The sequence below is a fragment of the Leptolyngbya sp. 'hensonii' genome (assembly GCF_001939115.1).
Classification (GTDB): Bacteria; Cyanobacteriota; Cyanobacteriia.
On sequence record NZ_MQTZ01000046.1, the window covers coordinates 129,306 to 153,959 of the forward strand.

At 51.6% G+C, this 24,654-nt stretch carries 23 protein-coding genes and 1 pseudogene; 16 read left to right on the forward strand and 8 right to left on the reverse strand.

Features of this window, described 5'->3' with window-relative positions:
- Window positions 1-194: 194 nt before the first annotated feature.
- The 4 genes from BST81_RS19390 to BST81_RS19405 all read left to right on the forward strand — a co-directional run bounded on the left by BST81_RS19390 (window position 195) and on the right by BST81_RS19405 (window position 4,738).
- Window positions 195-959 (forward strand): hypothetical protein, encoded by a 765-nt coding sequence (locus BST81_RS19390; RefSeq protein ID WP_075600160.1) that lies wholly within the window; start codon window positions 195-197, stop codon window positions 957-959.
- Window positions 960-1,102: 143 nt separating this feature from the next.
- Complete coding sequence (locus BST81_RS19395; protein ID WP_363080435.1) at window positions 1,103-1,420, forward strand: hypothetical protein; 318 nt, start codon at window positions 1,103-1,105, stop codon at window positions 1,418-1,420.
- A gap of 27 nt (window positions 1,421-1,447) precedes the next feature.
- Window positions 1,448-2,644 (forward strand): murein transglycosylase A, encoded by a 1,197-nt coding sequence (locus tag BST81_RS19400; RefSeq protein ID WP_075600161.1) that lies wholly within the window; start codon window positions 1,448-1,450, stop codon window positions 2,642-2,644.
- Window positions 2,645-2,803: 159 nt separating this feature from the next.
- Window positions 2,804-4,738, forward strand: coding sequence for a cation:proton antiporter (locus BST81_RS19405; protein ID WP_075600162.1), 1,935 nt, complete (start codon window positions 2,804-2,806; stop codon window positions 4,736-4,738).
- Here the strand turns inward: BST81_RS19405 and BST81_RS19410 are convergent.
- A complete protein-coding gene (locus BST81_RS19410) occupies window positions 4,692-5,114 on the reverse strand; it encodes a rhodanese-like domain-containing protein (RefSeq protein WP_171974803.1) in 423 nt (140 codons plus the stop codon). The genes BST81_RS19405 and BST81_RS19410 overlap by 47 nt on opposite strands.
- Before the next feature lie 227 nt (window positions 5,115-5,341).
- Here BST81_RS19410 and BST81_RS19415 point away from each other — a divergent pair, with 227 nt between their 5' ends.
- The 7 genes from BST81_RS19415 (at window position 5,342) to BST81_RS19445 (ending at window position 13,051) form a co-directional block, all read left to right on the forward strand.
- Window positions 5,342-6,304, forward strand: coding sequence for an RnfABCDGE type electron transport complex subunit D (locus BST81_RS19415; RefSeq protein ID WP_253188390.1), 963 nt, complete (start codon window positions 5,342-5,344; stop codon window positions 6,302-6,304).
- Between the two features lie 10 nt (window positions 6,305-6,314).
- Complete coding sequence (locus tag BST81_RS19420) at window positions 6,315-7,634, forward strand: DUF2330 domain-containing protein (protein WP_075600164.1); 1,320 nt, start codon at window positions 6,315-6,317, stop codon at window positions 7,632-7,634.
- 189 nt (window positions 7,635-7,823) lie between these two features.
- A complete protein-coding gene (locus BST81_RS19425; protein ID WP_075600165.1) occupies window positions 7,824-8,450 on the forward strand; it encodes an FHA domain-containing protein in 627 nt (208 codons plus the stop codon).
- A 624-nt stretch (window positions 8,451-9,074) separates the two neighbouring features.
- On the forward strand, window positions 9,075-9,545 hold the full coding sequence (gene dtd, locus BST81_RS19430; RefSeq protein ID WP_075600166.1) for a D-aminoacyl-tRNA deacylase: 471 nt from the start codon (window positions 9,075-9,077) through the stop codon (window positions 9,543-9,545).
- Between the two features lie 102 nt (window positions 9,546-9,647).
- Entirely contained in the window at window positions 9,648-10,571 is a 924-nt protein-coding gene (locus tag BST81_RS19435) for a putative selenate ABC transporter substrate-binding protein (RefSeq protein ID WP_075600167.1), read from the forward strand.
- A 5-nt stretch (window positions 10,572-10,576) separates the two neighbouring features.
- Entirely contained in the window at window positions 10,577-11,326 is a 750-nt protein-coding gene (locus BST81_RS19440; RefSeq protein ID WP_216351397.1) for a phosphonate ABC transporter ATP-binding protein, read from the forward strand.
- A 75-nt stretch (window positions 11,327-11,401) separates the two neighbouring features.
- Window positions 11,402-13,051: an ABC transporter permease subunit gene (locus BST81_RS19445; RefSeq protein WP_143780413.1), complete on the forward strand. Its 1,650-nt coding sequence runs from the start codon at window positions 11,402-11,404 to the stop codon at window positions 13,049-13,051.
- Here BST81_RS19445 and BST81_RS19450 read toward each other — a convergent pair.
- The gene (locus BST81_RS19450; protein ID WP_075600170.1) at window positions 13,043-14,587 is read right to left on the reverse strand and encodes a hypothetical protein; all 1,545 of its coding nucleotides are present in this window, start codon (window positions 14,585-14,587) and stop codon (window positions 13,043-13,045) included. The genes BST81_RS19445 and BST81_RS19450 overlap by 9 nt on opposite strands.
- A 551-nt stretch (window positions 14,588-15,138) precedes the next feature.
- Between BST81_RS19450 and BST81_RS19455 the strand changes: the two genes are divergently transcribed.
- Window positions 15,139-15,651 carry a GNAT family N-acetyltransferase gene (locus BST81_RS19455; RefSeq protein WP_075600171.1) on the forward strand — a complete coding sequence of 171 codons (513 nt, stop codon included), beginning with the start codon at window positions 15,139-15,141 and terminating at the stop codon, window positions 15,649-15,651.
- Here BST81_RS19455 and BST81_RS19460 read toward each other — a convergent pair.
- The 4 genes from BST81_RS19460 to BST81_RS19475 form a co-directional block, all read right to left on the reverse strand.
- Complete coding sequence (locus tag BST81_RS19460; RefSeq protein WP_075600172.1) at window positions 15,612-16,517, reverse strand: HAMP domain-containing sensor histidine kinase; 906 nt, start codon at window positions 16,515-16,517, stop codon at window positions 15,612-15,614. The two genes, BST81_RS19455 and BST81_RS19460, sit on opposite strands and share 40 nt — an antisense overlap.
- A 154-nt stretch (window positions 16,518-16,671) precedes the next feature.
- Complete coding sequence (gene obgE / locus BST81_RS19465) at window positions 16,672-17,718, reverse strand: GTPase ObgE (RefSeq protein WP_075600173.1); 1,047 nt, start codon at window positions 17,716-17,718, stop codon at window positions 16,672-16,674.
- A gap of 132 nt (window positions 17,719-17,850) precedes the next feature.
- On the reverse strand, window positions 17,851-18,099 hold the full coding sequence (locus BST81_RS19470; RefSeq protein WP_075600174.1) for a hypothetical protein: 249 nt from the start codon (window positions 18,097-18,099) through the stop codon (window positions 17,851-17,853).
- 268 nt (window positions 18,100-18,367) lie between these two features.
- Complete coding sequence (locus tag BST81_RS19475; RefSeq protein WP_075600175.1) at window positions 18,368-19,030, reverse strand: class I SAM-dependent methyltransferase; 663 nt, start codon at window positions 19,028-19,030, stop codon at window positions 18,368-18,370.
- Between the two features lie 114 nt (window positions 19,031-19,144).
- Here BST81_RS19475 and BST81_RS19480 point away from each other — a divergent pair, with 114 nt between their 5' ends.
- From BST81_RS19480 to BST81_RS19495, 4 genes are all read left to right on the forward strand, one after another.
- Window positions 19,145-19,558, forward strand: a complete 414-nt coding sequence (locus BST81_RS19480) for a hypothetical protein (protein ID WP_075600176.1) — start codon at window positions 19,145-19,147, stop codon at window positions 19,556-19,558.
- Between the two features lie 90 nt (window positions 19,559-19,648).
- Entirely contained in the window at window positions 19,649-21,571 is a 1,923-nt protein-coding gene (gene dxs / locus BST81_RS19485) for a 1-deoxy-D-xylulose-5-phosphate synthase (protein WP_075600177.1), read from the forward strand.
- Window positions 21,572-21,708: 137 nt separating this feature from the next.
- On the forward strand, window positions 21,709-22,530 hold the full coding sequence (locus tag BST81_RS27125; RefSeq protein ID WP_083636954.1) for an endonuclease/exonuclease/phosphatase family protein: 822 nt from the start codon (window positions 21,709-21,711) through the stop codon (window positions 22,528-22,530).
- A 24-nt stretch (window positions 22,531-22,554) separates the two neighbouring features.
- On the forward strand, window positions 22,555-22,959 hold the full coding sequence (locus BST81_RS19495) for a hypothetical protein (protein WP_075600178.1): 405 nt from the start codon (window positions 22,555-22,557) through the stop codon (window positions 22,957-22,959).
- Between the two features lie 12 nt (window positions 22,960-22,971).
- Here BST81_RS19495 and hisF read toward each other — a convergent pair whose 3' ends face one another.
- Window positions 22,972-23,739 carry an imidazole glycerol phosphate synthase subunit HisF gene (gene hisF, locus BST81_RS19500; protein WP_075600179.1) on the reverse strand — a complete coding sequence of 256 codons (768 nt, stop codon included), beginning with the start codon at window positions 23,737-23,739 and terminating at the stop codon, window positions 22,972-22,974.
- A gap of 677 nt (window positions 23,740-24,416) precedes the next feature.
- Window positions 24,417-24,654: pseudogene (locus tag BST81_RS19505) on the reverse strand (ISKra4 family transposase); the annotation flags it as partial.

The window sequence follows — 24,654 nt, forward strand, 5'->3', positions numbered from 1 at the left end:
CGGGAACGTCCTATAAAGGGAAGTCACTCAATGTTTGAAGCTTGGGCGCTGTTCCACGTTTGGGGAATTTATTCAAAATTTTACCTTTAATTGATCGATGTCCTAACAGGGTGTCGGCATTCGCAAATTATACTATTGATCATTCTTGTGCATAATCCTTGTGTATGCAGTAGACCTATCCCTTGATATTTCTCATGGCTATTATTGCGTTGAAAGCCTGGTATCTGGAGAAGTATGAGCCGATTCGCGAACTGGAGAAACGTTCCCACGATCTGCGCCTGAGTAAGAATAGCTTGTTGAAATCCGGGTTACGTGCCGATTTTCTGGAAGACAGCGAGAGCGTCAAACAGTCCGTATGGTTTCAGCGCTATTTGTCCGGTGAAATTGTCGAGTTTTACATTGAGGGGAGTGGGGGATATTCTATCTCCAACATTGACCTGACCAGCCATGAGATTTACTTCACCAAACAGGAAGTCATGGCCCATCTGGAACCGATCGTGTTCTTCTGCTATCAGACCGAGTTCCCAGAATCCAGTGATTTATTGCGGAATGAACTCAATAGTGTTCTGGCCAATTTCAATCAACGATCGCGTCTGCCCCTGACCCTGGAGGAGTCTCACCGACTCACGGAGGGTCCCAGTCGGCTGAATAGCCTGTTGGTGCGGCGAATTCGCCAGAGCCTTCTGTTTATTGCTGATACCACACCCATTACCACCCTGGATGGCGATCCCCCGACTCTGATTCCCAGCCCCAATGTCTGTGTTGAAGTTGGCTATGCCCTGCACAGTAAACGATCCGAACAAATTCTCTTGACCCACATGGAACGATCTGGCCTGCCCGGGCAATTTCCCTTCGATGTTCCGATCCAAAACCGGTTGCCCTTTAAAAATAAGACGGAACTTCATAAAACATTACCTGCTCTGGTTGAAGCCCAACTGCAACGGTTTAGCCTCATCTAGAGATACTCGAACCAGTTCACCGATCAAATTTGGCGTGAAATTCTCCATATTTAGTAAAGTGCATTATGATGGTGCGTCGTACCGTCATCAGCCACCGGTACAATGCAGTTGCTTAATGTAGTAGAGGCAAGGGTAACAGCAACATGACAGGAAGTGTAAACCAGCCGAAACCTGATGACGCTGTCGCTGGGGGACAGCCGAAACGCAGCCGATATGCTAGAACACCGGATGAGTTTGCCGTGCATCTCTTGATGGAAGGGGGGCATCGGGAAGAAGTCCGCTTTCCCACGATTCAGGAATTTCAGAAATGGTACAGCGGTGAACTGGTACCCAAGTCCAGCTCGAATGATTTCATTACTATCCCTATCAAGAATATTCAAGGGGAGTACATGGTTGCCCGTCCATCCAAGATTATGGCCATTCGGGTAGAACCTGTCTTCTCCTCCAGTATTGAACGGTAACTGAGTCACGCCTAAAGGACAGTCTGAATGATGGTGAACATTGCCAGTAGGGTCGTTGCTCTGCTGGTTACAGGGGGCACGATCGCAGCTTCGGCCCCGCCTCCTCCCATGCCTCTCCTCCCCATTCCCTTGGATCGGTTGTCAGCCCAGGTTGGGATCGACAGACAGATTTTTGGTGAGCGAGGGACCGAGGCTCCGAAGAGAGATCGGGCCAATTTGCTGCTAGCCATTGACCACAGTCTGCGCTATCTTCAGACCCCTAAAGCAGCAGCAGCCTATCGCCAATATGCAGTCCAGGAAATCACCCTCGATCGGGTAAAGCGGAGCCTGGAGCGCTTTCGAGAGTTGGTACAGGCCACAAAAACCCCCGCTGAGTTGCAGGTTGCCGTTCGGCGGGAGTTTATCTTCTATCGGGCCGTTGGCAAAGATCAGCGGGGCACTGTTGCGTTCACGGGCTACTTTGAACCCGTCTATACCGCCAGCCGGGTACCCACGCCAGACTATCGCTACCCGCTCTACCAAGTTCCCCCAGACTTGGCCCAATGGCCCAAACCCCATCCTACCCGCTTAGAGTTAGAAGGGGCAGATGGGTTGCAGAGTTCCAAAGGGCGGCTGAAGAATCTGGAATTGGTGTGGCTCCGCGATCGCTTCCAGGCTTTTCTGGTCCAGGTCCAGGGCTCTGCCCAACTCCAGCTACCCGATGGCAGCCGGATGACCGTCGGCTACGCTGGACGGACAGAACAGCCCTATACTGGCGTGGGACGACAACTGGTCCAGGATGGCAAGCTAAAACTGGAGGAGTTGACCTTGCCCAATGTGATCCGCTATTTCCAGACCCATCCTGCAGAGATGGATGTCTATTTACCCCGCAACCGCAGTTTTGTTTTTTTCACAGAAACGAAGGGAGCTCCAGCAACAGGTAGCCTGGGCGTACCTGTTACAGCGGAGCGATCGATCGCCACCGACAAGTCAATTATGCCCCCTGGGGCCTTGGCCCTGATCGATACCCGTTTACCTTACCGTCTACCCAATGGGAAATTGGGATTACGTCCAGTCAACCGGTTTGTGCTTGATCAGGATACCGGCGGAGCCATCGTGGGGCCTGGTCGGGTAGATATCTTTATGGGCACGGGACCGGAAGCGGGCGATCGGGCTGGCTTAATCAATGTCACTGGGCAACTGTACTATTTGTTGCTGAACGAACCCAAAAAGAGTGGAAGGTAGAGGACACATTGCCTTATCATGACTGGAGGTTCTCAAGTATTTGTACTCATTAGCAAGTCTGCTTATTGCCTATGATCTTTGTCCAGGCGGACTCTGTTGTAATGGATAGCTTTGCTTGATTAGCTCTTGCTAACCCCGCCTGCACAGTTCTCCGCTCCTATGGAAGCATCCCTCCAGATCACCTTGCAGATGGTAATGACCGTCATCGCAGGAATTGGTGCTCAGGTACTGGCCGAGTGGCTGAAAGTTCCGAGCATCGTTTTCCTGTTGCTGTTTGGTATTCTGCTGGGGTCGGATGGGCTGAATGTGCTGCACCCCAATCTGCTCGGCAGCGGGTTAGAGGTTATTGTGGCCCTATCGGTAGCAGTAATTCTGTTTGAGGGAGGACTCAACCTGGAACTGCGGGATCTGGGCCGAGTCTCAGGCAGTCTGCGGAATCTGGTCACGATTGGCACCCTGATCACACTCCTGGGAGGAGGCATGGCCGCTCACTGGTTGGGCGAGTTTCCCTGGTCGATTTCTTTTCTCTACGCCTCACTGGTGGTGGTCACTGGCCCCACTGTCATCAGCCCTTTGCTGAAACAGGTTCCCGTCGATCGGCGGGTCGCAGCCTTGCTGGAAGGGGAAGGGGTCCTGATCGATCCTGTGGGAGCCATTCTGGCTGTAGTCGTCCTTAACATTATTCTGAACGAAGATGCAGACTTACTCTCTGTCGCTGAAGGGCTGGTTTTCCGGTTAGGGATTGGGGTCGTGGTGGGCATCCTGGGCGGCTGGCTCCTAGGGGTAATCGTCAAACTGGCCCAGTTTCTATCCGATGAACTGAAAAACCTGGTGGTTCTGGCTGGTCTCTGGGGCCTGTTTGGCCTGGCCCAGAGCATTCGGAGTGAAGCCGGTTTAATGGCAACCGTGGTAGCCGGTCTAGTCATCCGGCCCTCTTCCGATTCAGAGCAACGATTGCTGCGACGATTTAAAGGGCAGCTCACCCTCCTGGCCGTTTCCGTGTTGTTTATTCTGCTGGCGGCTGACCTTTCCCTGGCCAGTATTGTGGCTTTGGGTTGGGGCAGTCTGGCTACGGTTTTAGTCTTAATGTTCGTCGTCCGCCCGATTAATGTCTGGGTTTGCACCTGGAATAGTGGCATGAACTGGCGGCAGAAACTCTTCCTGTCCTGGATCGCCCCCCGAGGCATTGTGTCAGCCTCTGTTGCTTCTTTGTTCGCAATTTTACTAACCGAACGGGGGTTCAATGGTGGGGCCTCGATCAAGGCACTCGTCTTCCTGACCATCATTCTGACAGTCTCCCTGCACGGCCTCACAGCTCGCTGGCTGGCAAACTGGCTACAGTTGAGTTCCCAGCAAGCAACCGGTGCCGTGATTATTGGCTGCAATCCGCTCAGTGTTTTGATTGGACGGTTATTTCGAGAACGGGGAGAATCGATCGTCCTGATTGACACCGACCCCGAGTCTGGAACACTGGCGGAACAGGAAAACTTGCCCGTTTATATCAGCAGTGGTCTGGACATTGATACCCTGGAGCAGGCTGGTCTGGCTTCAGCCGGAACTTTCCTGGCCATGACTAATAACGGAGAGGTCAATCTGGTTCTGGCTCAGCGGGCTGCAGAGGAGTTTGGTCCACCTCGGGTTCTGGCCGTCTTCCCCCGAGATCCCCAAGCCAGTTCAACGGGCAATAATCGGGTCAGCCAAGCCTTCATTCCCCAACTCCCGATTAAAACCTGGAATCAATACCTCACGGATCGGGCCGTCAAATTGGGAGAGACCATCTTTCGGGAAGAAGAAATGGCCACCCAGCAAACCCATCTCCAAAACCTGATGGAGTCGGGGGAGCTTCTCCCCCTGCTAGTGGAACGGGAGGGGCATTTACAGGTGGCTTCCACCACTGAGGAATGGCAGCCGGACGATCGTCTGATCTACCTGCTCCATGATCCCAAGCCTAATCTGATTAAACTGCTCTCCGGGTCTATTCAACCCCGGCTGACCCTGGAAAAATTGCCCGAGGTCGAAATGGTGACGGTTACCTCTGAGCCTGAGGCTATAGCGCAGGAAGAACAGCCGGAGCCAGAACCTGAATCCCTTTAGCAGGAGCATAGCGACTTTCCCAGGCTCGCAGCCCTCCCCGCAGGTTAATTGCAGGCAGCCCAGCCTGACGCAGCAACGACACAGCTCTGGCAGAACGCACCCCAGCCGTACAATAGACCACTATCTGGCAGGGAGTCTGGGAGCACTGACGCTGTTGCTGATCGAAGAATTCTTTAATCTGGCCAATCCCATTCCCTTTCTGAAGAGCAGGAAACCCAACTTGGTTGGCATTGGGCAGGTGAGCGACCCGGTACTCATCCAAATAACGGACATCAATCAACAAAACCGCTTCAGGCTGTTGCGCCATTAATTGCATCAGAGCCCCAGCAGTAAGATCAGGAATCTCCTGTATGGCTAGCTTTCGGCCCGATGTCAAAGCTTGTCCTGGCCTCTGTAAGGTGGCCAAACCAGTGTCATCGCAATGGGAACGTTGTAGAAGTTCAGACCAGGGAAATCCAAGGAGGAACATAACGTCAATACCAGACAAGGGATATAGCGTTATACAGGGTCTGTCGCGCCCTTTACGGTTATCCCTCCCTGGACTATCGGACTGTTACATAAAGTGTAACGCCCAGGAATTCGGGTTCAGAAGGCAGGCATACTATGGCTCATAGCCCCGATCGCTCTTCCCCCATCATGCTGAAAGACGCCAGAGATTATCAAATTCTGTCTCTCTCTCTATTCCTATTTTTGGGAATCGCAACCAGAGACTGGACCCTGCGGCCCGATCTAATCGGAGTCATTCTGGCAACTTGTCTGCTAACTCAGTGGCTGACCGTCCAGATCTCGACTTTTGGACTCCGCTGGTGGACCCAGTACTTCTGGGGAACCAGGGGTGGGTCAGAGTCTTCTGGAGGAGTCGAGGGCAACTCGCAAGAGACCCCGCAAGGGTTACCTCATGCCAGCATGCCCTCCCTGCGGAGTGCCCTGATCACGGGCCTGGGACTCTGCCTGTTGCTACGGGCTGATCATTGGACTACGGTGGCGATCGCGGCTGCTCTGGCCATTCTGAGCAAGTTTCTATTCCGGATCCAGGGTAAGCACTTTTTTAATCCAGCCAACTTTGGCATGATCACGGTCCTGCTCCTGACCTCTGATGCCTGGGTGTCTCCCGGCCAGTGGGGCGAGGAATGGTGGTACGGATTGCTATTTGCCGGACTGGGGGGGATGGTTCTGCAACGGGTCGGACGCTGGGACACGACAGCGGCCTTCCTGGGGGCTTACGCGATCCTGGAAGCTGGTCGCAATTTCTGGTTGGGATGGACCTGGGATGTTTACCTTCACAAGCTGATGAGTGGCTCCCTGCTCCTGTTTGCCCTGTTTATGGTGACAGATCCCCGATCGATTCCCAATGCCAGAACTGCCCGCATTATTTGGGCCTTATGCATCGCTGGGCTTACCTTTGTGTTACGTAATCAGTTTTATGTTTCTACCGCAATTCTGTGGGCTTTGTTTGCCCTTTCTCCGCTGACCCTGCTGCTGGATCGTCTCTGGGCAGCTCCCCAATTTTCCTGGGGAACATCACCTAAAAAGCATCCCATCGATACAGAGTTATCAACTGTTTAGAGGAGTTGTCATGAAACCAGTCCGTCTCTTGCTGACCTGTTTGCTCGCTATAGTTGCTGTTCTCTGGTTTGCTCCATCAGCCTGGGCATTCTGTGGCTTCTATGTCTCTAAAGCAGATACCAAGCTATACAACCAGGCTTCACAGGTGATCATTGCTCGGGATGGCAAGCGTACGCTGCTGACCATGGCCAACGATTACCAGGGAGAGGTGAAAGACTTTGCGATCGTCGTGCCTGTCCCTGTCCTCCTGCAGAAAGAGCAAATCCACATTGGCGATCCAAAGATTATTGAGCGCCTCGATGCCTTCAGTGCCCCCCGCCTGGTGGAATACTTTGACCCCAACCCCTGTACTCCACCGATGCTCTATAATGGCGCTCCAGTTCCCTCATCTCTGCCTGCAGAATCTGCCAAGGATCGGCAACAGCGGAATGAGAATACTCTGGGCGTCACGATTGAAGCTCGCTACACCGTAGGGGAGTACGATATTTTGATCCTGGGGGCTAAAGAGTCAGATGGGCTGGAAACCTGGTTAAGGCAGAATGGCTACCGCATCCCGGATGGGGCCAGTCGGTTATTGCAGCCTTATATCCGGCAAAAGATGAAGTTTTTCGTGGCTAAGGTCAATCTGGGTGAATTTGAGAAAACAGGCTTCCAATCCCTGCGCCCTCTACAAATGGCCTATGAATCTCCTAAATTCATGCTGCCGATCCGACTGGGGATGGTCAATGCTCAGGCAGAACAGGATCTGATCGCCTACGTTCTTTCCCCAAAAGGCCAAACCGAAGTCACCAACTATCGCACCGTAAAAATTCCTTCAGACTCAGAAATCCCCCTGTATGTCAAGGATGAATTTGGGGACTTCTACAAGTCGATGTTTAAGACCGCTTACAATCGGGAGGCAAAGAAAGTAGCCTTCATGGAATACACCTGGGATATGGCCAGTTGCGACCCTTGTTCTGCAGAACCGTTGACCCAGGAAGAATTACGGAAAGCAGGGGTTTTCTGGCTCAACCCCAACACCTACAACCCTGTTTTCATCACCCGGTTGCATGTTCGCTATACCCGAGATAAATTTCCAGAGGATTTAATGTTCCAGGAAACCTCGAATCGAGAGTTTTTCCAGGGACGCTACGTTTTGCGCCACCCATTCACCGGGGAGATGAACTGCCCAGCCGGTCGAGAGTATCAACGAGCGCTGGTAAAACGATCGGAAGAGCAGGTTCAAACCCTGGCCCGGTTGACAGGCTGGAATGTGTCTGAAATCCGTAAAAAGGCAAAACTGGAACCGGAAAAGTCGGTTCCCTGGTGGCGAAATGTGTGGCCGCAATAAATCTTTATAGTTGCCTCTATCGACAGTAGAAGCCATCCGGTTCCAGAGAGGTGCTTCTATTGTCGGTATTGCTACGCACTCGTAATTTTACAGTTTTCAGAATCCCTGATTTTCCCGCTTGCTCTTTTCAGGTTCGTTAGGACACTCTGTGAATAATGGTTCAGCCAGTTCTGATCTGAGTAGTGACCTATGAACCCACAACCTGATGCTGTCAGCAACTACCGAGGAATAGCCAGCGACTCCCCCTTATCGGAAGATAATCCCCCTGCAGCCCAGTGGCGGGAACTGGAGCCCTCCACGCCTGCTTCCCCTGATCTAGAGGCTGACAGTCCAAGTGAGCTGACTGGTTACGCTTCAACCGTCGAAATTGATGTCAGTGCTGAGGACCTGAGTGCCCTTGATCCCCAGGCTCGTTCATCAGTGCAGCTCAACTATATCCAGGGGGTTGTTCAGGGGCAGCATGCCTACCTAATCACCAACCTGCTTGATGGAGAATCCCAAACCCTGCTGCAGCCTCAGATGGTTTGGACCATGGGACGAAATCGTCAAGTTGCCTTACCCTTGCCCGATAAAGGGCTCTCCCGGCGACATGCTGCCATTCAGTATGTGCGACGGCAGGGATTTTACCTGATTGATCTGGATAGCATGAATGGATGTTACATCAATAGCATTCGAATTAAGCGGGCCCATCCCCTGAGCGATGGCGATCAGATTCAACTGGGCCATACGACTTTCACCTTTTTTATTAGCCGTCGCTACAAAAATCTGGACCCGATCCCAACCGACGAGCTTACCCAACTGCAAGGATTTGGATAAGCCCATGCGCCCATTCTGACAACGCATCTTGAGGATGCGGCTTTTGAATTAAATCAGGTTTTCTTCTCCCCTTAATCAGAACGAAGAAAGTTAGACTTGAAAGTAAATTCGATAATAAATCACTTTCACCCATTCTGAATTTAGGCAGGTATTCCATGCTACATCCATAGGCATGTTGGCCTTCCTGTGACCAGTTTGGATAAGGGATTCTGATTCACATCAGACCTTCGATCCTAAAAGTTAGTTAAATCTCTGAGTGGTCAGCTCTCCCTAAGGAGATGATCTAGAGAGCGATCCTTTCACCCTTACACATGAGAGCGACAGGTCGAATATGAAAATAGATGAGCAGAAACTGGATACTAATCCCCAAATTAAATCCTCAGTGGTTACAGAAGCGCTGACCCGTACAGATTTTAATTTTGAACTCTGGGCCAAGCAGGTTAAGCCACAGATGATTGCTGCTCTGCAGCGGAGATCGACACACTAAGATCCACAGCCAGCAAGCCAGGTTAGTCATGGGTCCATCAAATCCCCTCCTTTTGGATGTCAGGGGATTTTTTGTTGCCCCAGCTATCCCAAAGGTTCTCCTGAGCCTTATTTCTCGGTTTTCCTCAGGATCGCTGTATGCGCGTTGTCATTCAACGAGTCAAATCCTCATCGGTTGAGGTGAATGGGCAGATCATTGGCAGGATCGGAACCGGCCTTAATCTCTTAGTCGGCATTGCCCGCACAGACACAGAGACAGAACTGGACTGGATGGCTCGGAAATGTCTGGAGTTGCGCCTATTTCCCAACGGAGAAATCGGACGCTTCGACCAATCCGTGCTGGAAAAGGGGGGTGAGTTACTGGTAGTCAGTCAATTCACCCTATATGGAGATTGCCGCAAAGGTCGTCGCCCTTCTTTTGATCAGGCCGCTGCACCAGACAAGGCAGAACACCTGTATGAGTTGTTTGTGGCCAAGCTGCGCCAGAGTGGACTGAGGGTTGAAACAGGTCAGTTTGGAGCCATGATGCAAGTCACGATCGACAATGATGGGCCAGTCACCCTCCTTCTGGAGCGGGAGGCCTCTGACCCAGAGAACAGGAAATCCTGATCCCACCCTTCAAATTCAGGCCCCAAAGTTCTGAGATTATATTAAGCGGAGAATTTCATTCTCTGAGAATCTTAGACCAATATCAGGATACCGATCGCCACGATGAACAAACGAACTTTTCTGGCCGGACTGCTGACTTCCATCGTCTTTTCCTTAGGTGCCTGTAGCTCGGAACCGAGTGCCACCAATCCTTCACCTACCAGTGGTAAGGGCACTCCCCTGGCTGTGGGTGCAATTCCCGATCAGGATCCAGAGAAATTGCAACGGCTCTATAGCAAGCTTGCAAAATACCTGGAAGCGGAACTAGGAGTGCCGGTGACCTATAAACCTGTGACCGACTACACGGCTGCTGTGACAGCCTTCAAGGTTGGAGATCTGGATCTAGTGTGGTTTGGGGGCTTGACCGGGGTGCAAGCCCGGTTACAGGTGCCTGGGGCTGAGGCGATCGCCCAACGGGATATCGATGCCCAGTTTCACAGCGTCTTCATTGCCCACAAAAAAACCGGCATTGCCCCGATTCAGGATATTAAGGATCTGACGGTTTTAAAAGGGCGCACCATTACGTTTGGGAGCGAATCTTCGACCTCAGGCCGCCTGATGCCCCAGTTTTTTCTGCAACAGGCAGGGTTAAAGCTGTCAGATTTCAAGGGCCAGGTGGGGTTCTCCAAGTCCCACGACGCGACCCTGAAACTGGTGGAGGCGGGTACCTATGAAATCGGCGCGATGAATGAGCAGGTCTGGCTCAGTCGCTTAAAAGAAGGGACGATCGACCAGAGCAAAGTCCAGATTATTTGGCGCACCCCCGCCTATTATGATTACCACTGGGTGATTAATCCAGCGGTAAAAGAACGGTACGGGGCAGATTTCCCCCAGAAAGTTCAGACGGCCCTGCAAAAGCTGAATCCTGACGTGCCAGAACAAAAAGAGTTGCTGGAGCTGTTTGGGGCCAAAAAGTTTATTCCCACCGAAAACACCAACTATGCCCAAATTGAAAAAATTGGTCGGGAAATCGGCAAAATCAAATAATCCCCATGGTGGCACCCATTCTGGAATTGAAACAGGTTAGTCAACAATTTGGTTCCTTTCAGGCCCTGTCGGGGATTAATCTCCAGATTAATCCGGGCGATCGGGTGGCTCTGATTGGTCCCAGCGGTGCGGGCAAAAGTACCCTGATTCGGCTCCTGAACGGCACCCTGCTCCCCAGTCAGGGGGAAGTCTGGGCATTGGGACGCAACTTGAGCTCCCTCCCTCCCCGTCGCTTACGGCAGGTGCAGCAGCAGATGGGAACGATCTACCAGCAGTTTCATCTGGTGGATAATCTGGCAGTCGTTCACAATGTCAATGCGGGCCATTTAGGCCGATGGTCTTTCTGCAAGGCGCTGGCATCCCTGATCTGGCCGCTAGAGACAGAAGCAGCGGCAGCAGCCCTGGCGCGGGTCGGCATTCCTGAAAAGCTGTTTGTTCGCACCGATCGACTGTCCGGTGGGCAGCAACAGCGGGTTGCCCTGGCGCGGGTGCTAATCCAGAATCCAGCGGTGATCCTGGCGGATGAACCAATCTCTAACCTGGATCCTGAGCTGAGTCGGGAGGTGATGGACTTGCTCCGAGAGTTGAGCCAGGAGGCAGGCCGTACCCTGGTTGCCAGTTTGCATGCGGTGGAGTTTGCCTGTAGTCATTTCCAGCGGCTCATTGGTCTGCGTCAGGGTCGGGTCTGTTTTGATGTCCCCTCCGATCGGGTGTCGCCGGATATGATTGCTGATTTGTATCGGATGGAGGCGTGATAAATCCTGTCATAGCATTGGGTTGAAAGACGCGATAAATCGCGTCTGTACTTTGGGTTGGGTATGGCGTATTGGATGCGGTCTCCTCTGATGGTCTGGGGTCTGGGTACCCTGGGGGTGGTTATTCTTTGCCTGGGCTATGCCGGTGTTTTCCAGGGCGAAATTATCAATCCTGGGGGTTGGGGGCAAGTCTGGCAATTCATCGCTGCTAGCGCTCAACCTGATCTCAGTCCTGAACTGCTGCGAGTAACCGGGAAGGCAACCCTGGTTACCCTGTCCTATGCAGTCTGTGGCACCTTCCTGAATCTCCTCTTGGCGATCGGTGGGGGCCTCCTCTCTTCTGAGGTCTGGTGGCTGTCTGTGTTTCCCGATCGCAGCAGGGGTCGTCCCCCTGCCCTCTGGCTGGGCGTACGGGCCTTGCTGGCAATTCCCCGCGCCATCCATGAACTGGTGTGGGGATTGTTCTTTGTCAATATCTGGGGATTGGACCCTCTGGGAGCCATTCTGGCGATCGGGATTCCGTTTGGGGCGATTACGGCGAAGGTGTTTGCAGATATTCTTGATGAAACACCCCGCCAGGCCCTGACGGTTTTGCTCAACAGTGGGGTAGCTGCACCATCGGCTTTTGCCTACAGCCTGATTCCCCAGGCGTTCTTAAACCTGCTGTCCTACACCTTTTATCGGTTCGAATGTTCGATCCGGTCTGCTGCGGTGCTGGGGATTATCGGCGCAGGGGGCCTGGGTTACGAAATCCTGCTCAGTCTACAATCTCTTCAGTATCGCCAACTCTGGACACTGATTGATGCCCTAATTATTCTGAATGGGCTGGTTGACTTTGGCAGTGCCTGGTTGCGTCAACAGTTGGGCTGTCCCAACCGGATGGACTTGACCGTTCATGCCCCCAACCGAACAGTGGGGGAAACCCGATCGCCCTATCTGCTGCTCCCGGTGCTCCTACTGGTCCCTATTTGCTTCTGGTATCTCCATCCTAACGTCGCCCATCTCTGGGCTCCCCGAACTGGGAAATTGCTGACCCAGATCGTGCAGGCATCTCTGCCCCCTGATTTCAGTCTGGTGCCCCAACTCCTCCCCCTGTCCCTGCAAACTCTGGCAATGTCTGTACCTGCGATCGCCGTGGCTGCCTTGGGGGGACTGATCCTGGCGTTTCCGGCAGCGCACAACCTATTTCTGCCGGGGGGGATCCTCCATCGCAGCCGATCGGGGATCGGGGGGCGATCGGGAGCCTGGGGATTGCTTTTGCTGGCCCGAATGATCCTCTTGCTCTGCCGAGCCATTCCGGCTCCCATCTGGGCTCTGGTCATTCTGTTTGTATTCTTCCCTGGAATTTTACCGGGAGCCCTGGCCCTGGGCCTGCATAATTTGGGCATTCTGGGACGATTGTTAGCTGAGGTGATTGAAAATCTGGATCAACGTCCCCTGGAAGCGCTACAGGCTCAGGGATCACCCCCTTCCCTGCTTTTTCTTTACGGAGTCCTACCCCTGACCCTACCCCGCTTCTTAGCCTATGCCCTGTACCGCTGGGAGGTCTGCATGCGTGAAACCGTGATTGTGGGAGTCGTAGGAGCAGGGGGATTGGGCCAGCTCCTGACGGAGCAATTGAGCAGCTTCGACTATCGCGGTGTCGTGACCACCCTGGGCTGTCTGGTCCTCCTAACTTTTAGTGTGGATTGGTTTAGTGGGATGATGCGCCGATCGCTACGTTGAGGAGACGCGAATTTCCTTTTTAGCCTGCCTGAGGCTCTCCTGACGACTCTCAAACAGGTTGATCATGGCATCTGTAATCGCCTCAATAATGATCGGATCACATTTGGCCAGAAACTCCTCGGCACTGCGTTTTTTGGTCGTCAAAATACTTTCAGTGCTACATTTCTCCTTCACCTGGGTATCCTCAGCCATTTTGCTCTGTTTGAAAAATTCCTTAGCCGCTGGCAGCAGGGTTTTCACCTGATCAAAACCAATCAGCTTGACGATAAAGGTCGCTACGGGGGATTTCTTGGTATCGTAGGACGAGTCTTGACTGCGCCCCTTATCCAGCAACATAAACACTTCCCTTTCAATAGCCCCCTCAGGCAGGTAAGAATTATCCAGCAGTGGCAAATAGGATTTGAGCTGCTGGGCAACTGGCTTGGGAGAATTCCCCGCCTCAGGTTCTATGCCTTCAAAGTCTTGCTCATCAGCAGGCAACTCGCCCATCACGATCGACAGCGGGATTTCATCCCCAATCCAGAGGGAAAGAGCTTCCAGAACCGCGATCGACAGCAGTTTGCTCCCCAGGTAGAGCTTGGCCACATCCAGATTCTTACCCGTCTTGCGAATCAGATCGTGATACTGTTCATCACTGGGTTCACCCCTGAATTGCTGGAAGACTAACTCAGGTTTGAGAAAATTCATGAACCCTTCCATTTTCTGGATTGAGGTCCGATAGCCTTTGACCGTGTAAGCATTGATTTTGAGCAGTTCATGGTTGGTTTCAGGAATGAGATTCCAGGTGTTACCCAAAAACGCATCTGACTCTTCAAAGGCAAAGTTTTCCACATCCCGATTGGCTAACCGAATCGCTCGCCGGACATATTCCATCATGTCTGACTCCGTCCATCCCAACTGATACCGGGTGTTGGTCTCTTGGACTCGCAGGTAGAGAGCCTCTGCCGCTGTCAAGCCAGAAGGCAACTGGCTGCGGAAAGGAATGGTAGCTTCAACACAAATCACAATTTGAGCAATCTGACTTTCCGTCAGGAAAGGTTTCAAGCATTGGGCCGCAATCACAGCGCTGAGAAATTCATTCTGGCCGATCGGGGGTTTATCCTTAGAACTCAGCTTCTGCCCAGGCACAAACCCGAAAATATCGGAAACCAGATCGAAGATGCGATCCTCTGGAAGCTCCTTTCGCTCTCGAATGGTTAACTCCTCATCGGAGATTTGCTTAATGAAATCAGCCAGATAGTAGCTCAGGTTAATGTTGATACCTTGATCCACCTGAACATAGACCAAATCATGGAAGAGGGCGGCCAAAACCTCGATCGCATCCCCATTGCTCCCTCCCACTTCAAAGATGTGTTCTGGAGTATGGAAACTACGCCACTGGCCGGTCATCGCCAGAATAATCATGTCCGCAATCTTGACAATCTCATCCTGGTTCACCGAAGCCTGAAGCTGTTGGGTGGCGGAGATCAGGCTCTTCAGGCATTGCTCTCTTTTTCTCTGGTTTTCCCGTTGCTTTTCTTCCTGACCCAGCTCCATTACGAACTCTCCGCTTTTGTAAAAATTACCCGGTACACCCTTTACAGCCCTATAGCCTCTTTTCCAGATCACTGAGTGGCAATTGTGACTTAAGCGAGAACATTATCATCTCGTTCCGGCCATCTCGAATCAACGAGAACACCCTTTATTGTGATACTTTCCCCCGCAGCCTGAAAGCACTCCATCAGGCTATAAGAATACATAATTAGCTCAGATTAGCCCAATTCTCCAATTATTTAAGATAGGTAATATCATTTCCGAGGGAGATTGCCATGATTTTTTCAGCTCTGTAGCCAACCAGATCTTTACCCTATGAGATGGGAAAGCCTACGGAAATCAACGCCTCTTGGCAGAAGAACCTGTCTCTGAATCAGGTAATTGGTTTGGACAAGTCGGCTGGTTGAAGGAGGAACCCCGCACCCTATGCACAGCATTGGTGTCGGGAGGATGTCAGACCAGCAGATTAAATGTAAAGATACAGAAATGTAGAGGTTAAGGGTGCGAGTATCGCATTCCCATAGCAGATTCCAGCAGGAGGTAACTCGACAGGAATGGATTGTAGCCACATTCAGTTTCGCATTCACAGCCCATCAACCGTAGAAGATTGTATGGCCCAGATTGATCTCGGACAGCTCCAGGACCTGTTTCGGACTGCCGCTTTTTGGGCCTGTGATCGTCGCCTGGAAGATTTAACCCTTGCCATTGCCAACAGTAATCCCGTAGTCACTGTCTGGGATCGCAAGACCCTAATTGGTTTTGCTCGCGCCACATCAGATGGGGTGTATCGCGCCACAATTTGGGATGTGGTCATCCATCCCGATTACCAGGGAGCCGGATTGGGACGAAAACTGGTCCAGACGGTTTTGAGCCATCCCCATGTCTGCCGGGTAGAACGGGTTTATCTGATGACCACCCATCAGCAGAACTTTTATGAACGGATCGGCTTTCAAACCAATGCCACCACGACCATGGTCTTGCTGAATCAACCGACTGAATCTCTGGAGACGATCGTTTCAGCCTCCTGCTATTCTGGTTCCAGAACCACCAATGGCACAGAACACTGAATTTGGGTCAGACCTGGTTCAGCATTGGTAAGTGCCTCCCGGATCGGAGTGGCCAGAATCTCCAGACGACCCTGCATCAACTCCATCAGGAGCTGGCTCATCTGCAACTGCATTCCAGAAGAGAGATTGCCCACAATTCCTCGCTCTGATGGCCCATGTTGGAGCAGATCGATCGGTTCCTGCCAGCTTTCGCTGGGTCGCTGGTCTTCTACGAGAATGTGAACCTGCTTCGAAGTTGGATCAACAATCGTTGAAACTGTAATCTTACCTTCCTGCATCAGGGAAATGGGCGTATCAACCAGGGTCAATAGCACCTGGGTCAATCGCCGCAAATCAGCCAGGACATACACTTCTGTCTCTGGCATCACAACCTGCAGCCGCAGATTACGATTTTGAGCCTGCAGGCAAGTCAGTTGCTGGATCTCCTGCAATACCTGAAGCAATGAAACAGGCTCGATTTCCATCTGCTGGGTACCATGCTCCAGCTTGGCAACTTCCAAAATGCGATCGATCAGGTTCATCATTTTGAGGGCTGCTCCATGGGCCTGAGCAATGAATTCCCGCTCCTCAGCCGGATCATCACATAGGTCGGAGAGAATTAACTGATGGGAACCAATCAAGCTATTCAGGGGCGATCTCAATTCATGGGACGTGCGGGCTAGAAACCCAGCCTTAAACTGGCTCATCATGGCAGCCATCTGATAGGCCAGTTCAGTTTGCTTTAACTGCTCTTGCAATCGTAGGACTGCCGCATCTGCTGTTGGGGCCGGAAGCACAAGAGCCTGCCTGTTCGATCGCCGCAGTTGGCTCATGACAACTCCCAGACCCAAGCCAATCAGTAGAGAGGGGAGATTGATCCAATCCATAGGTTGAACCCATTATGATGGCAAAGCGCTAAGTCCAGACTGGGCTTAGCCCCAAAACATAGTCTAAGAGGTCATGGTGTAAAACCAGGGAAGAAATTCTATCTGGCAAGGATAAGCAGAGGCCAAACCGTATCGCTTCCTGGGGGATTCCCCATCACCCCGTCACCCCACTGAGCGGTTCTTTCCAACTCGCTTCCAGCAGATCCATTTGCTCCAGCTTTAGCCAAAGGGCTTGCAGGAGAGGCTCCAGGCCCATCTGAGCCACTGCCGAGATCTGAAACACCGGTCCCCCACTCAGATCAGTCAGTTGAGTCCCGATCTCATCCAGAAAGCCCGCATCCCGATCGAGGGCGTCAATTTTGTTCAGGACAAGAATTTGAGGCCGATCGGCCAATCCTCGACCATAGGCCAGCAACTCTTGCCGAATCGTCTGATAAGCGCCGATCGGGTCTTCCCCTGTAGCATCTACCAGGTGCAACAGCAGACGGGTGCGTTCAATATGACGCAGAAAATCATGCCCCAGGCCAGCCCCGGCATGAGCCCCTTCGATCAAACCTGGAATATCGGCAAAAACCGTACCATCTCCCGTTGGCTTCCGAACCACCCCCAGATTAGGCACCAGGGTCGTAAAGGGATAGTCGGCAATCTTGGGGCGCGCTGCCGACAGCACTGAAATCAGCGTAGACTTCCCGGCATTGGGGAGGCCAATAATTCCCACTTCTGCCAGCAGTTTCAACTCCAACCGCAGCAGATGCTCTTCTCCAGGGAGACCGGGCAGTGCATGTTCGGGAGCCCGGTTGCGATTGCTGAGAAAGTGCTTGTTACCCAAGCCACCTTTGCCCCCTTCAGCCACACACAATACCTGACCGGGGGTCACCAGATCCCCCAGAATCGTTTCCGCCTCGGCATCATAAACAACCGTGCCGCAAGGGACTTCAATGATCAAATCCTCCCCAGACGCGCCAGTGCAATTATTAGGCCCCCCCCGTTCTCCATCCTTGGCTTTGAAGAGATGGTTGTATCGAAAATCCAACAGCGTTTGCAGATTTGCAGTTGCCACCAGGATGACAGAACCTCCCCTGCCCCCATTTCCCCCCGAAGGTCCCCCAGCAGGAACATACTTCTCACGGCGAAAGGCAACCATACCATCCCCGCCCTTCCCTGCTCTGACCTGAATATCTGCCTGATCAATAAACTGCATTAGGATAAAAATTCATGTGCTACTCCATTTTGATCATAGAAAATCTGAAGGAGTCGTGCCCAGGAAAATAGAGTCCTGCAAGGTAGTGATCTGCCGGAACTCATCGTCATTAAAACCAATCCTCTCTCTGCCTCAGCCCGGTAAGCACTGCTCAACAAAATTCATCACCGGCAAGCTATGAAGATTTGCAGCGATCCGGGCAATTTCGCAGGCCTGTTCATAGTAAAGGCAGGTGCAGATCACCCGAAATTGCTCCTGATCCGGGCAACCCGCATGGAGTTCGATCGCACAATCGGTTTGATAGACCGTAAAAAACCGTGAGCCAGTTCCTGTAGTTTGCATTGACACTGTAGCGTAGTCCTGAGCACTAATTACAGACATTGAACGCTCCCTCCTTCTCGACCTTCTTGTTAAGACGCAACTCGCTGCATTCTGGTTCACAGCTTGAGATTGCAGTCCTCACCTTTTTCCTGCTGTCCCACTCTCTGAAACCACAAGGAAGCGCCCCAAATTTATAGATTTTTTCATAAATACTTCATAAATTTCAACAATATGAAATCCCTCTGGCAGGCAACTATCCGGAGAAGGATGCTGGAACTTGGGGGAAGTTTGTGGCGAGTAACCTGGGCAGACTGGCATCCCGAAAACTCTATCGTTTCAGGGCCAGCGTCAATCCATCCGCGATCGGCAGCAGACTCAAATCAACGCGCTCATCCCGGTACAACTTTTGATTAAAGGCTCGAATGATTGGGGTCCGTTTATCCCCATCGGCAGGATCGGCAACGCGACCAGACCAAAGCACATTATCTACCGCAATCACCCCACCAGGGCGGATAAGCTGCAGGGCTCGCTCATAGTAGTTTTCATAGTTCTGCTTGTCCGCATCAATGAAAGCAAAATCAAAGCTGCCGGCTTGCCCAGTAGCCAGCAATTGATCCAGGGTAGTCAGAGCCGGTGCAATGCGCAAATCAATTTTGTCAGCCACACCAGCAGCCTGCCAGTAGCGACGGGCGATCGCAGTACAGTCTGGATCAACATCACAGGCAATGAGTTGGCCATCAGCAGGCAAAGCCAGAGCGATCGAGAGAGAACTGTAGCCCGTGAAGACGCCCACTTCCAGAGCCTTCTTCCCCCCGATCAGCCGCACCAGCAAACCCAGAAACTGACCCTGATCCGGGGTGATCTGCATGATGGCTCCTGGCAGACGGGCTGTTTCTTGCCGCAGTTGGGCCAGAATTTCCGATTCCCGCAGGGACACAGACAACAGATAGTCGTAAAGGTCTTGACCCAAACCCAGCGTTTTATTGGACATGGTAGATGGTGAATGAGGTTGGCAGAGGGAAATAATCCGGCAGATTGGCTTTACCCGTACTAGAGGGTCCTAGCTCCTGTATGCTGGATCCTGTACTTCATATCCCGCATTGCTATGGTAAGAGCCATTCTAGCGGTAATCCTGGCTGGATTTATGACTGCCTGTTCCACGATCGGCGGACCTAGCAGGCAACTTGTGAAGCAGGCACTCGTCCTCCATCTAACCCAAATCCAACAGGAAATCAGCCAGCAGCTTCGGATGCCTCCTGCCTCTTTTGAAATCAACCAGGTCCGAGTTAATCGCCAACAATCTCTGCAGATTGAAGACCTGCCTGCCTTTCATATTCAGGGAACCTACAATCTGAGCATGGATCGTCATGAGGGATCTCTATCCCAGCAACAAAATCCCTTTGAACTCTACCTGCAACGTCAGCGTGATGGGAAAACCTGGCGCTGGGCGCGTCCCACCAGAACTGCAGCAGGCGAATCCATCTGGGCCATCCAGCCTCTTAATCCATCCCTAAATTAGGTATCAACAAACTCATTCCGTGAGTCTGAATCCTCTACAGTGTATAGATAAACCTAAATAAACCCGTTGATAAGCAGAGGTTAACTCGATATGCATTTGAGTGAATTGACCCATCCGAACCAACTGCATGGTCTGTCGATTCATCAGCTTCAGCAAATCGCCCATCAAATTCGTGAGAAGCATTTGCAGACTGTGGCAGCCAGTGGTGGGCATTTGGGTCCCGGATTGGGGGTAGTGGAACTGACTCTGGCCCTCTACCAGACGCTTGACCTCGATCGGGACAAGGTCATTTGGGATGTAGGTCACCAGGCTTATCCTCACAAGCTCATTACCGGGCGTTACCACAACTTCCATACCCTGCGACAGCGGAACGGAGTAGCTGGTTATCTGAAGCGCTGTGAAAGTCCGTTCGATCACTTTGGTGCCGGACATGCTTCCACCAGCATCTCTGCCGGTTTAGGCATGGCCCTGGCCCGGGATGCCCAGGGCGAGAATTTTAAAGTCGTGGCTGTGATTGGAGATGGCGCACTCACCGGTGGCATGGCTCTGGAAGCCATCAACCATGCAGGGCACCTGCCCAAAACAAAACTTCTGGTTGTCTTGAATGACAACGAAATGTCCATTTCACCCAACGTGGGAGCCCTGTCGCGCTACTTGAACAAAATGCGCTTGAGTCCTCCCGTCCAGTTCATCTCAGACAACATCAAAGAACAGGTTAAAAATATTCCCTTTGTGGGGGAATCCCTCTCACCGGAACTGGGTCGTCTACGGGAAGGGATGAAGCGATTGGCGGTTTCCAAAGTTGGTGCCGTATTTGAGGAACTGGGCTTTACCTACATTGGCCCAGTCGATGGTCACAATCTGGAAGAACTCATTGCCACATTCCAGCAGGCTCATCAGCACCCAGGTCCAGTCCTGGTACATGTTTCCACCGTTAAAGGCAAGGGATATGCGATCGCTGAAGAAGATCAGGTTGGCTATCACGCCCAATCTCCCTTCAATCTGGCTACTGGGAAGGCAAATCCTTCCAGCAAACCCAAGCCGCCCAGCTACTCCAAGGTCTTTGGCGATACGCTGACAAAAATCGCTGAAAACAATCCCAGAGTCATCGGGATTACTGCTGCTATGGCCACAGGCACAGGGCTGGATATTCTGCAGGCAAAACTCCCCAAACAGTACATTGATGTCGGTATTGCCGAGCAGCACGCCGTGACCATGGCTGCCGGAATGGCCTGTGAAGGCATCCGTCCCGTAGTGACCATTTACTCCACCTTTCTCCAGCGGGCCTATGACCAGATCATTCACGATGTCTGCATTCAAAACCTGCCCGTCTTCTTTTGCATGGACCGGGCTGGCATTGTGGGGGCAGATGGCCCCACCCACCAGGGGATGTATGACATTGCCTACCTGCGGTGCATTCCCAACATGGTTTTGATGGCTCCGAAGGACGAGGCTGAATTGCAACGTATGTTAATCACAGGCATCAAGCACACGGATGGCCCGATCGCAATGCGTTACCCCAGGGGGAATGGCCACGGAGTGCCGCTGATGGCAGAAGGCTGGGAACCCCTACCGATCGGAAAAGGAGAAGTGTTACGCCAGGGAGATAACATCCTGCTAATTGGCTTTGGCTCTATGGTTTACCCATCCATGCAGGTCGCTGAGATCTTGAGCGAACACGGGATTGAAGCCACCGTGATTAACGCTCGCTTTGCCAAGCCGCTAGACATGGAATTGATCGCGCCGCTGGCCCAGCAGATCGGTCGGGTTGTCACCCTGGAAGAAGGGTGTCTGCCTGGAGGATTCGGGTCTGCCGTTGCCGAAGCCCTGCTCGATCGGGACATTCTCGTCCCAATCACTCGGATTGGCATCCCCGATCAACTGGTCGATCATGCCACGCCCGACGAGTCCAAAGCAGAATTAGGGTTAACCAGTCCCCAGATTGCAGAACGGTTGTTGAAACTGTTTTCCAATCAGGCCCCAACTACCACCAGTTCCATGGCGATCGGATAGGTTCGCCCTTTTGGAATAGATTTCATCTCGCTGGGGCAGATTTAGCAGTCAAGAGCAATCAAGCTTTAGTTGCCAAATTTGCCCCTTTAAAGTGCCGGGACAAATTCTGTCGATGGTCTAGCCTTTCCTGAGCGAGTATGCTGACTTTATTATTTTGGAATTTAAACCATCGTCCCATTGCTGAGCACATTATCAATCTTGCGGTTCTGCATGAAGTCGATATTCTGATTTTGGCTGAACGAGCCGAACAGAGTATCCCAGCAGGCGAGCTGCTGGAGCAACTTAATCTGCACTCGTCAACGCTATATCACTTTCCCTTTAGTAATTGCCAGAAGATCACTCTTTTCTGTCGCTTCCCGCGTGAGTTTATTCAAGCTATTTATGAGAGGGACCGATTGACGATTCGAAGAATTATGTTACCTGCACAATTAGAACTGCTGCTAGTTGCCACGCACTTACCCAGCCGCCTCCACACGGATCAAGATAGCCAAAGAGGAGGGTTCTATGAGCTATCCAGGGAAATTCGTGAGGCTGAGGAAAGAGTGAATCATAGCAATACGATTTTGATAGGAGATTTAAACGCCAATCCTTTTGATTCGGGGACCGTATCAGCGACAGGACTCCATGCGACCATGACCAAGACTGTAGCTCAACGAGGGACTCGGACCGTTGAACAACGGCAATACCCTTTCTTCTACAATCCCATGTGGAGTCAGATGGGAGATGAGAGCCCAGGACCATCGGGAACGTACTACTACGATAAATCAGGTGATGTTTGTTATTTTTGGAATATGTTCGATCAGGTGATGCTTCGACCAACGTTGCTGGATCGATTTCCTCAGGAAGGAGTTAAGGTTCTGACTGGATGCGGAAGCGTTAATTTCTTAGATTCTAAGGGTAGACCAAATACGAAGATTGCTTCTGATCACCTTCCTGTTTTACTGAAGCTCCATGTGTAACTTCTCTCAGCTTATGCACAGTTTATGAGTCAACCCATTCCTGATCTCTGGCCTGATTTTGGTGAAACGAACCTGATTACCCCTTTAACCATCTTAAAAGCACAGGCTACAGCACTGGCTAAAAAAACAAACGGTTTGGTAGAAGCCACAGTAACAAGTAGTTCAGAAGCTAATGGCGACTTTATCCACAGGTTTTATCTAGTTGCACCAGTACTGGATTATCGTTACCACTTACTGACAGTTTTTCATGACATTAAGTTATATCCTCTCCGTATCGAATTTCTTATAGAAGGATTACAGAGTAAGCTTGGAGGTTCATTAAAAGATGAAGCAGCATTTGAGTCCTGCCTGACAAACATCTTTGCCTCCGAAAAGACAATTCAAATTATCCGAGCACTAATTTCCCAAAGCCGAGTGGCAACTGTGTGAGAAATTGAAGCTCTAGAGACGGACCGGCACCCGCTGTTCTGAGAGATGGGTTTTAATTTGGGCCACCGTGAGTTGACCGTAGTGGAGCAAAGAAGCCAGCAGAGCCGCTTCCGCCCGCCCCTCCGTTAGTGCAGCTGCGATATGTTCACAGGTGCCCGCCCCACCAGAGGCCACAACAGGAATCTGCACCTGATCCGCGATCGTCCGAGTCAGGGCCAGATCATAGCCAGCCTGGGTACCGTCTGCATCCATGCTGGTCACAAGCAATTCTCCGGCTCCCCGTTGCTCTGCCTCCCTGGCCCAGGCGATCACATCCACCCCCGTATTCTCCCGCCCTCCGCGCACGTACACATCCCAGCCAGGATTTTCAGGATCAGGCCGACGACGGGCATCGATCGCGACCACAATACATTGCCTGCCAAAGCGATCGCTGGCCCGGTTAATCAAATCTGGATCCCGCACAGCCGCAGAATTAATACTGACCTTATCAGCTCCAGCTCTCAAGAGCTTTTTGATGGTATCCAGATTTTGAATTCCGCCCCCCACTGTCAGAGGGATAAACACCTGTTCAGCCGTGCGATAGACCACATCAAAAATAATGTCCCGGTCTTCGTGGGTGGCTGTGATATCCAGAAAAACCAGTTCATCCGCCCCAGCCAGATTGTAAGCCTGGGCCAGTTCCACCGGGTCACCAGCATCCCGGAGGTTAACAAAATTCACCCCTTTAACCACACGCCCCGCCTTGACATCCAGACAGGGCAGAATTCGTTTTGCCAGCATGGGAACATCCGATGATTTCAAAAGTCTGAAGATTGTTTATTTTAGCGCTGTTCACGATTGTCATGATTAGGATTTTTGCAACCATCCTCTTGACTACCAAAGGGATTCAGGGTGTCGCTTGCTTCCCGCAGGGTGGACTATAAAAGTAGGATACGCTCATCTCCTTCTTTAGATAGATGTGTATTATCAGCAGAAGATTTACTTCTTTAGATAGATGTGCATCGTCATTAGAGAAATCCCTATTCCGCCCAATCAAAGTTTGAAGATCAGGAATAGAATCATTCTTCCAATTTTTTCTGGCCAATTACTTTATCAAAAATTTCAAATACTTCATCAAGAATTTCAAAAACCGTTCCCTGGTAGCCTGGAAAATCATTAGAAGTCTCGGAAACTTACAGGATAAATTTTGAGCCAATACTCTTCCAGCCTGAGAAAATCTCTTCTGGAAAGGCTTCTGCAGGTTAACACAGTAGAACCCTACCTCTGTAAAAAGACCTGTTCAATCACCAGAGGTATTTCCCTGGCTTGAGAAATCTAGCTCTCCTATTTATGCTTCACAAAGCAATATAAACTTTCTTGCCATTTCTGACTTTTCCCAAGTAGTTCTCAACGGAATGGGCATTCTGAGATCAGTCTAAAACCACATATGAATCGAGTGCATCCCAGTTTTGTAAGACTCATTTTGAGAATTGACCATTCAGGTAAGCACAGCGCTGCTTGAGTACTTGTGGTACGTTGTTCTTTTCCCACTGTGCTCCCGATATCTTGATGCGCTGCCCGATTTGTTTGACCGTCGATTCAATCGCACCAGAACCAATGGAGATGCCTTCGGCTTGATAATAGCCGTAGTTGACAATCCGCTGTCGATGCTTACTGAGGTAGCCAATGAAAGTCGCAACCCGCTCGTGTTTCCAA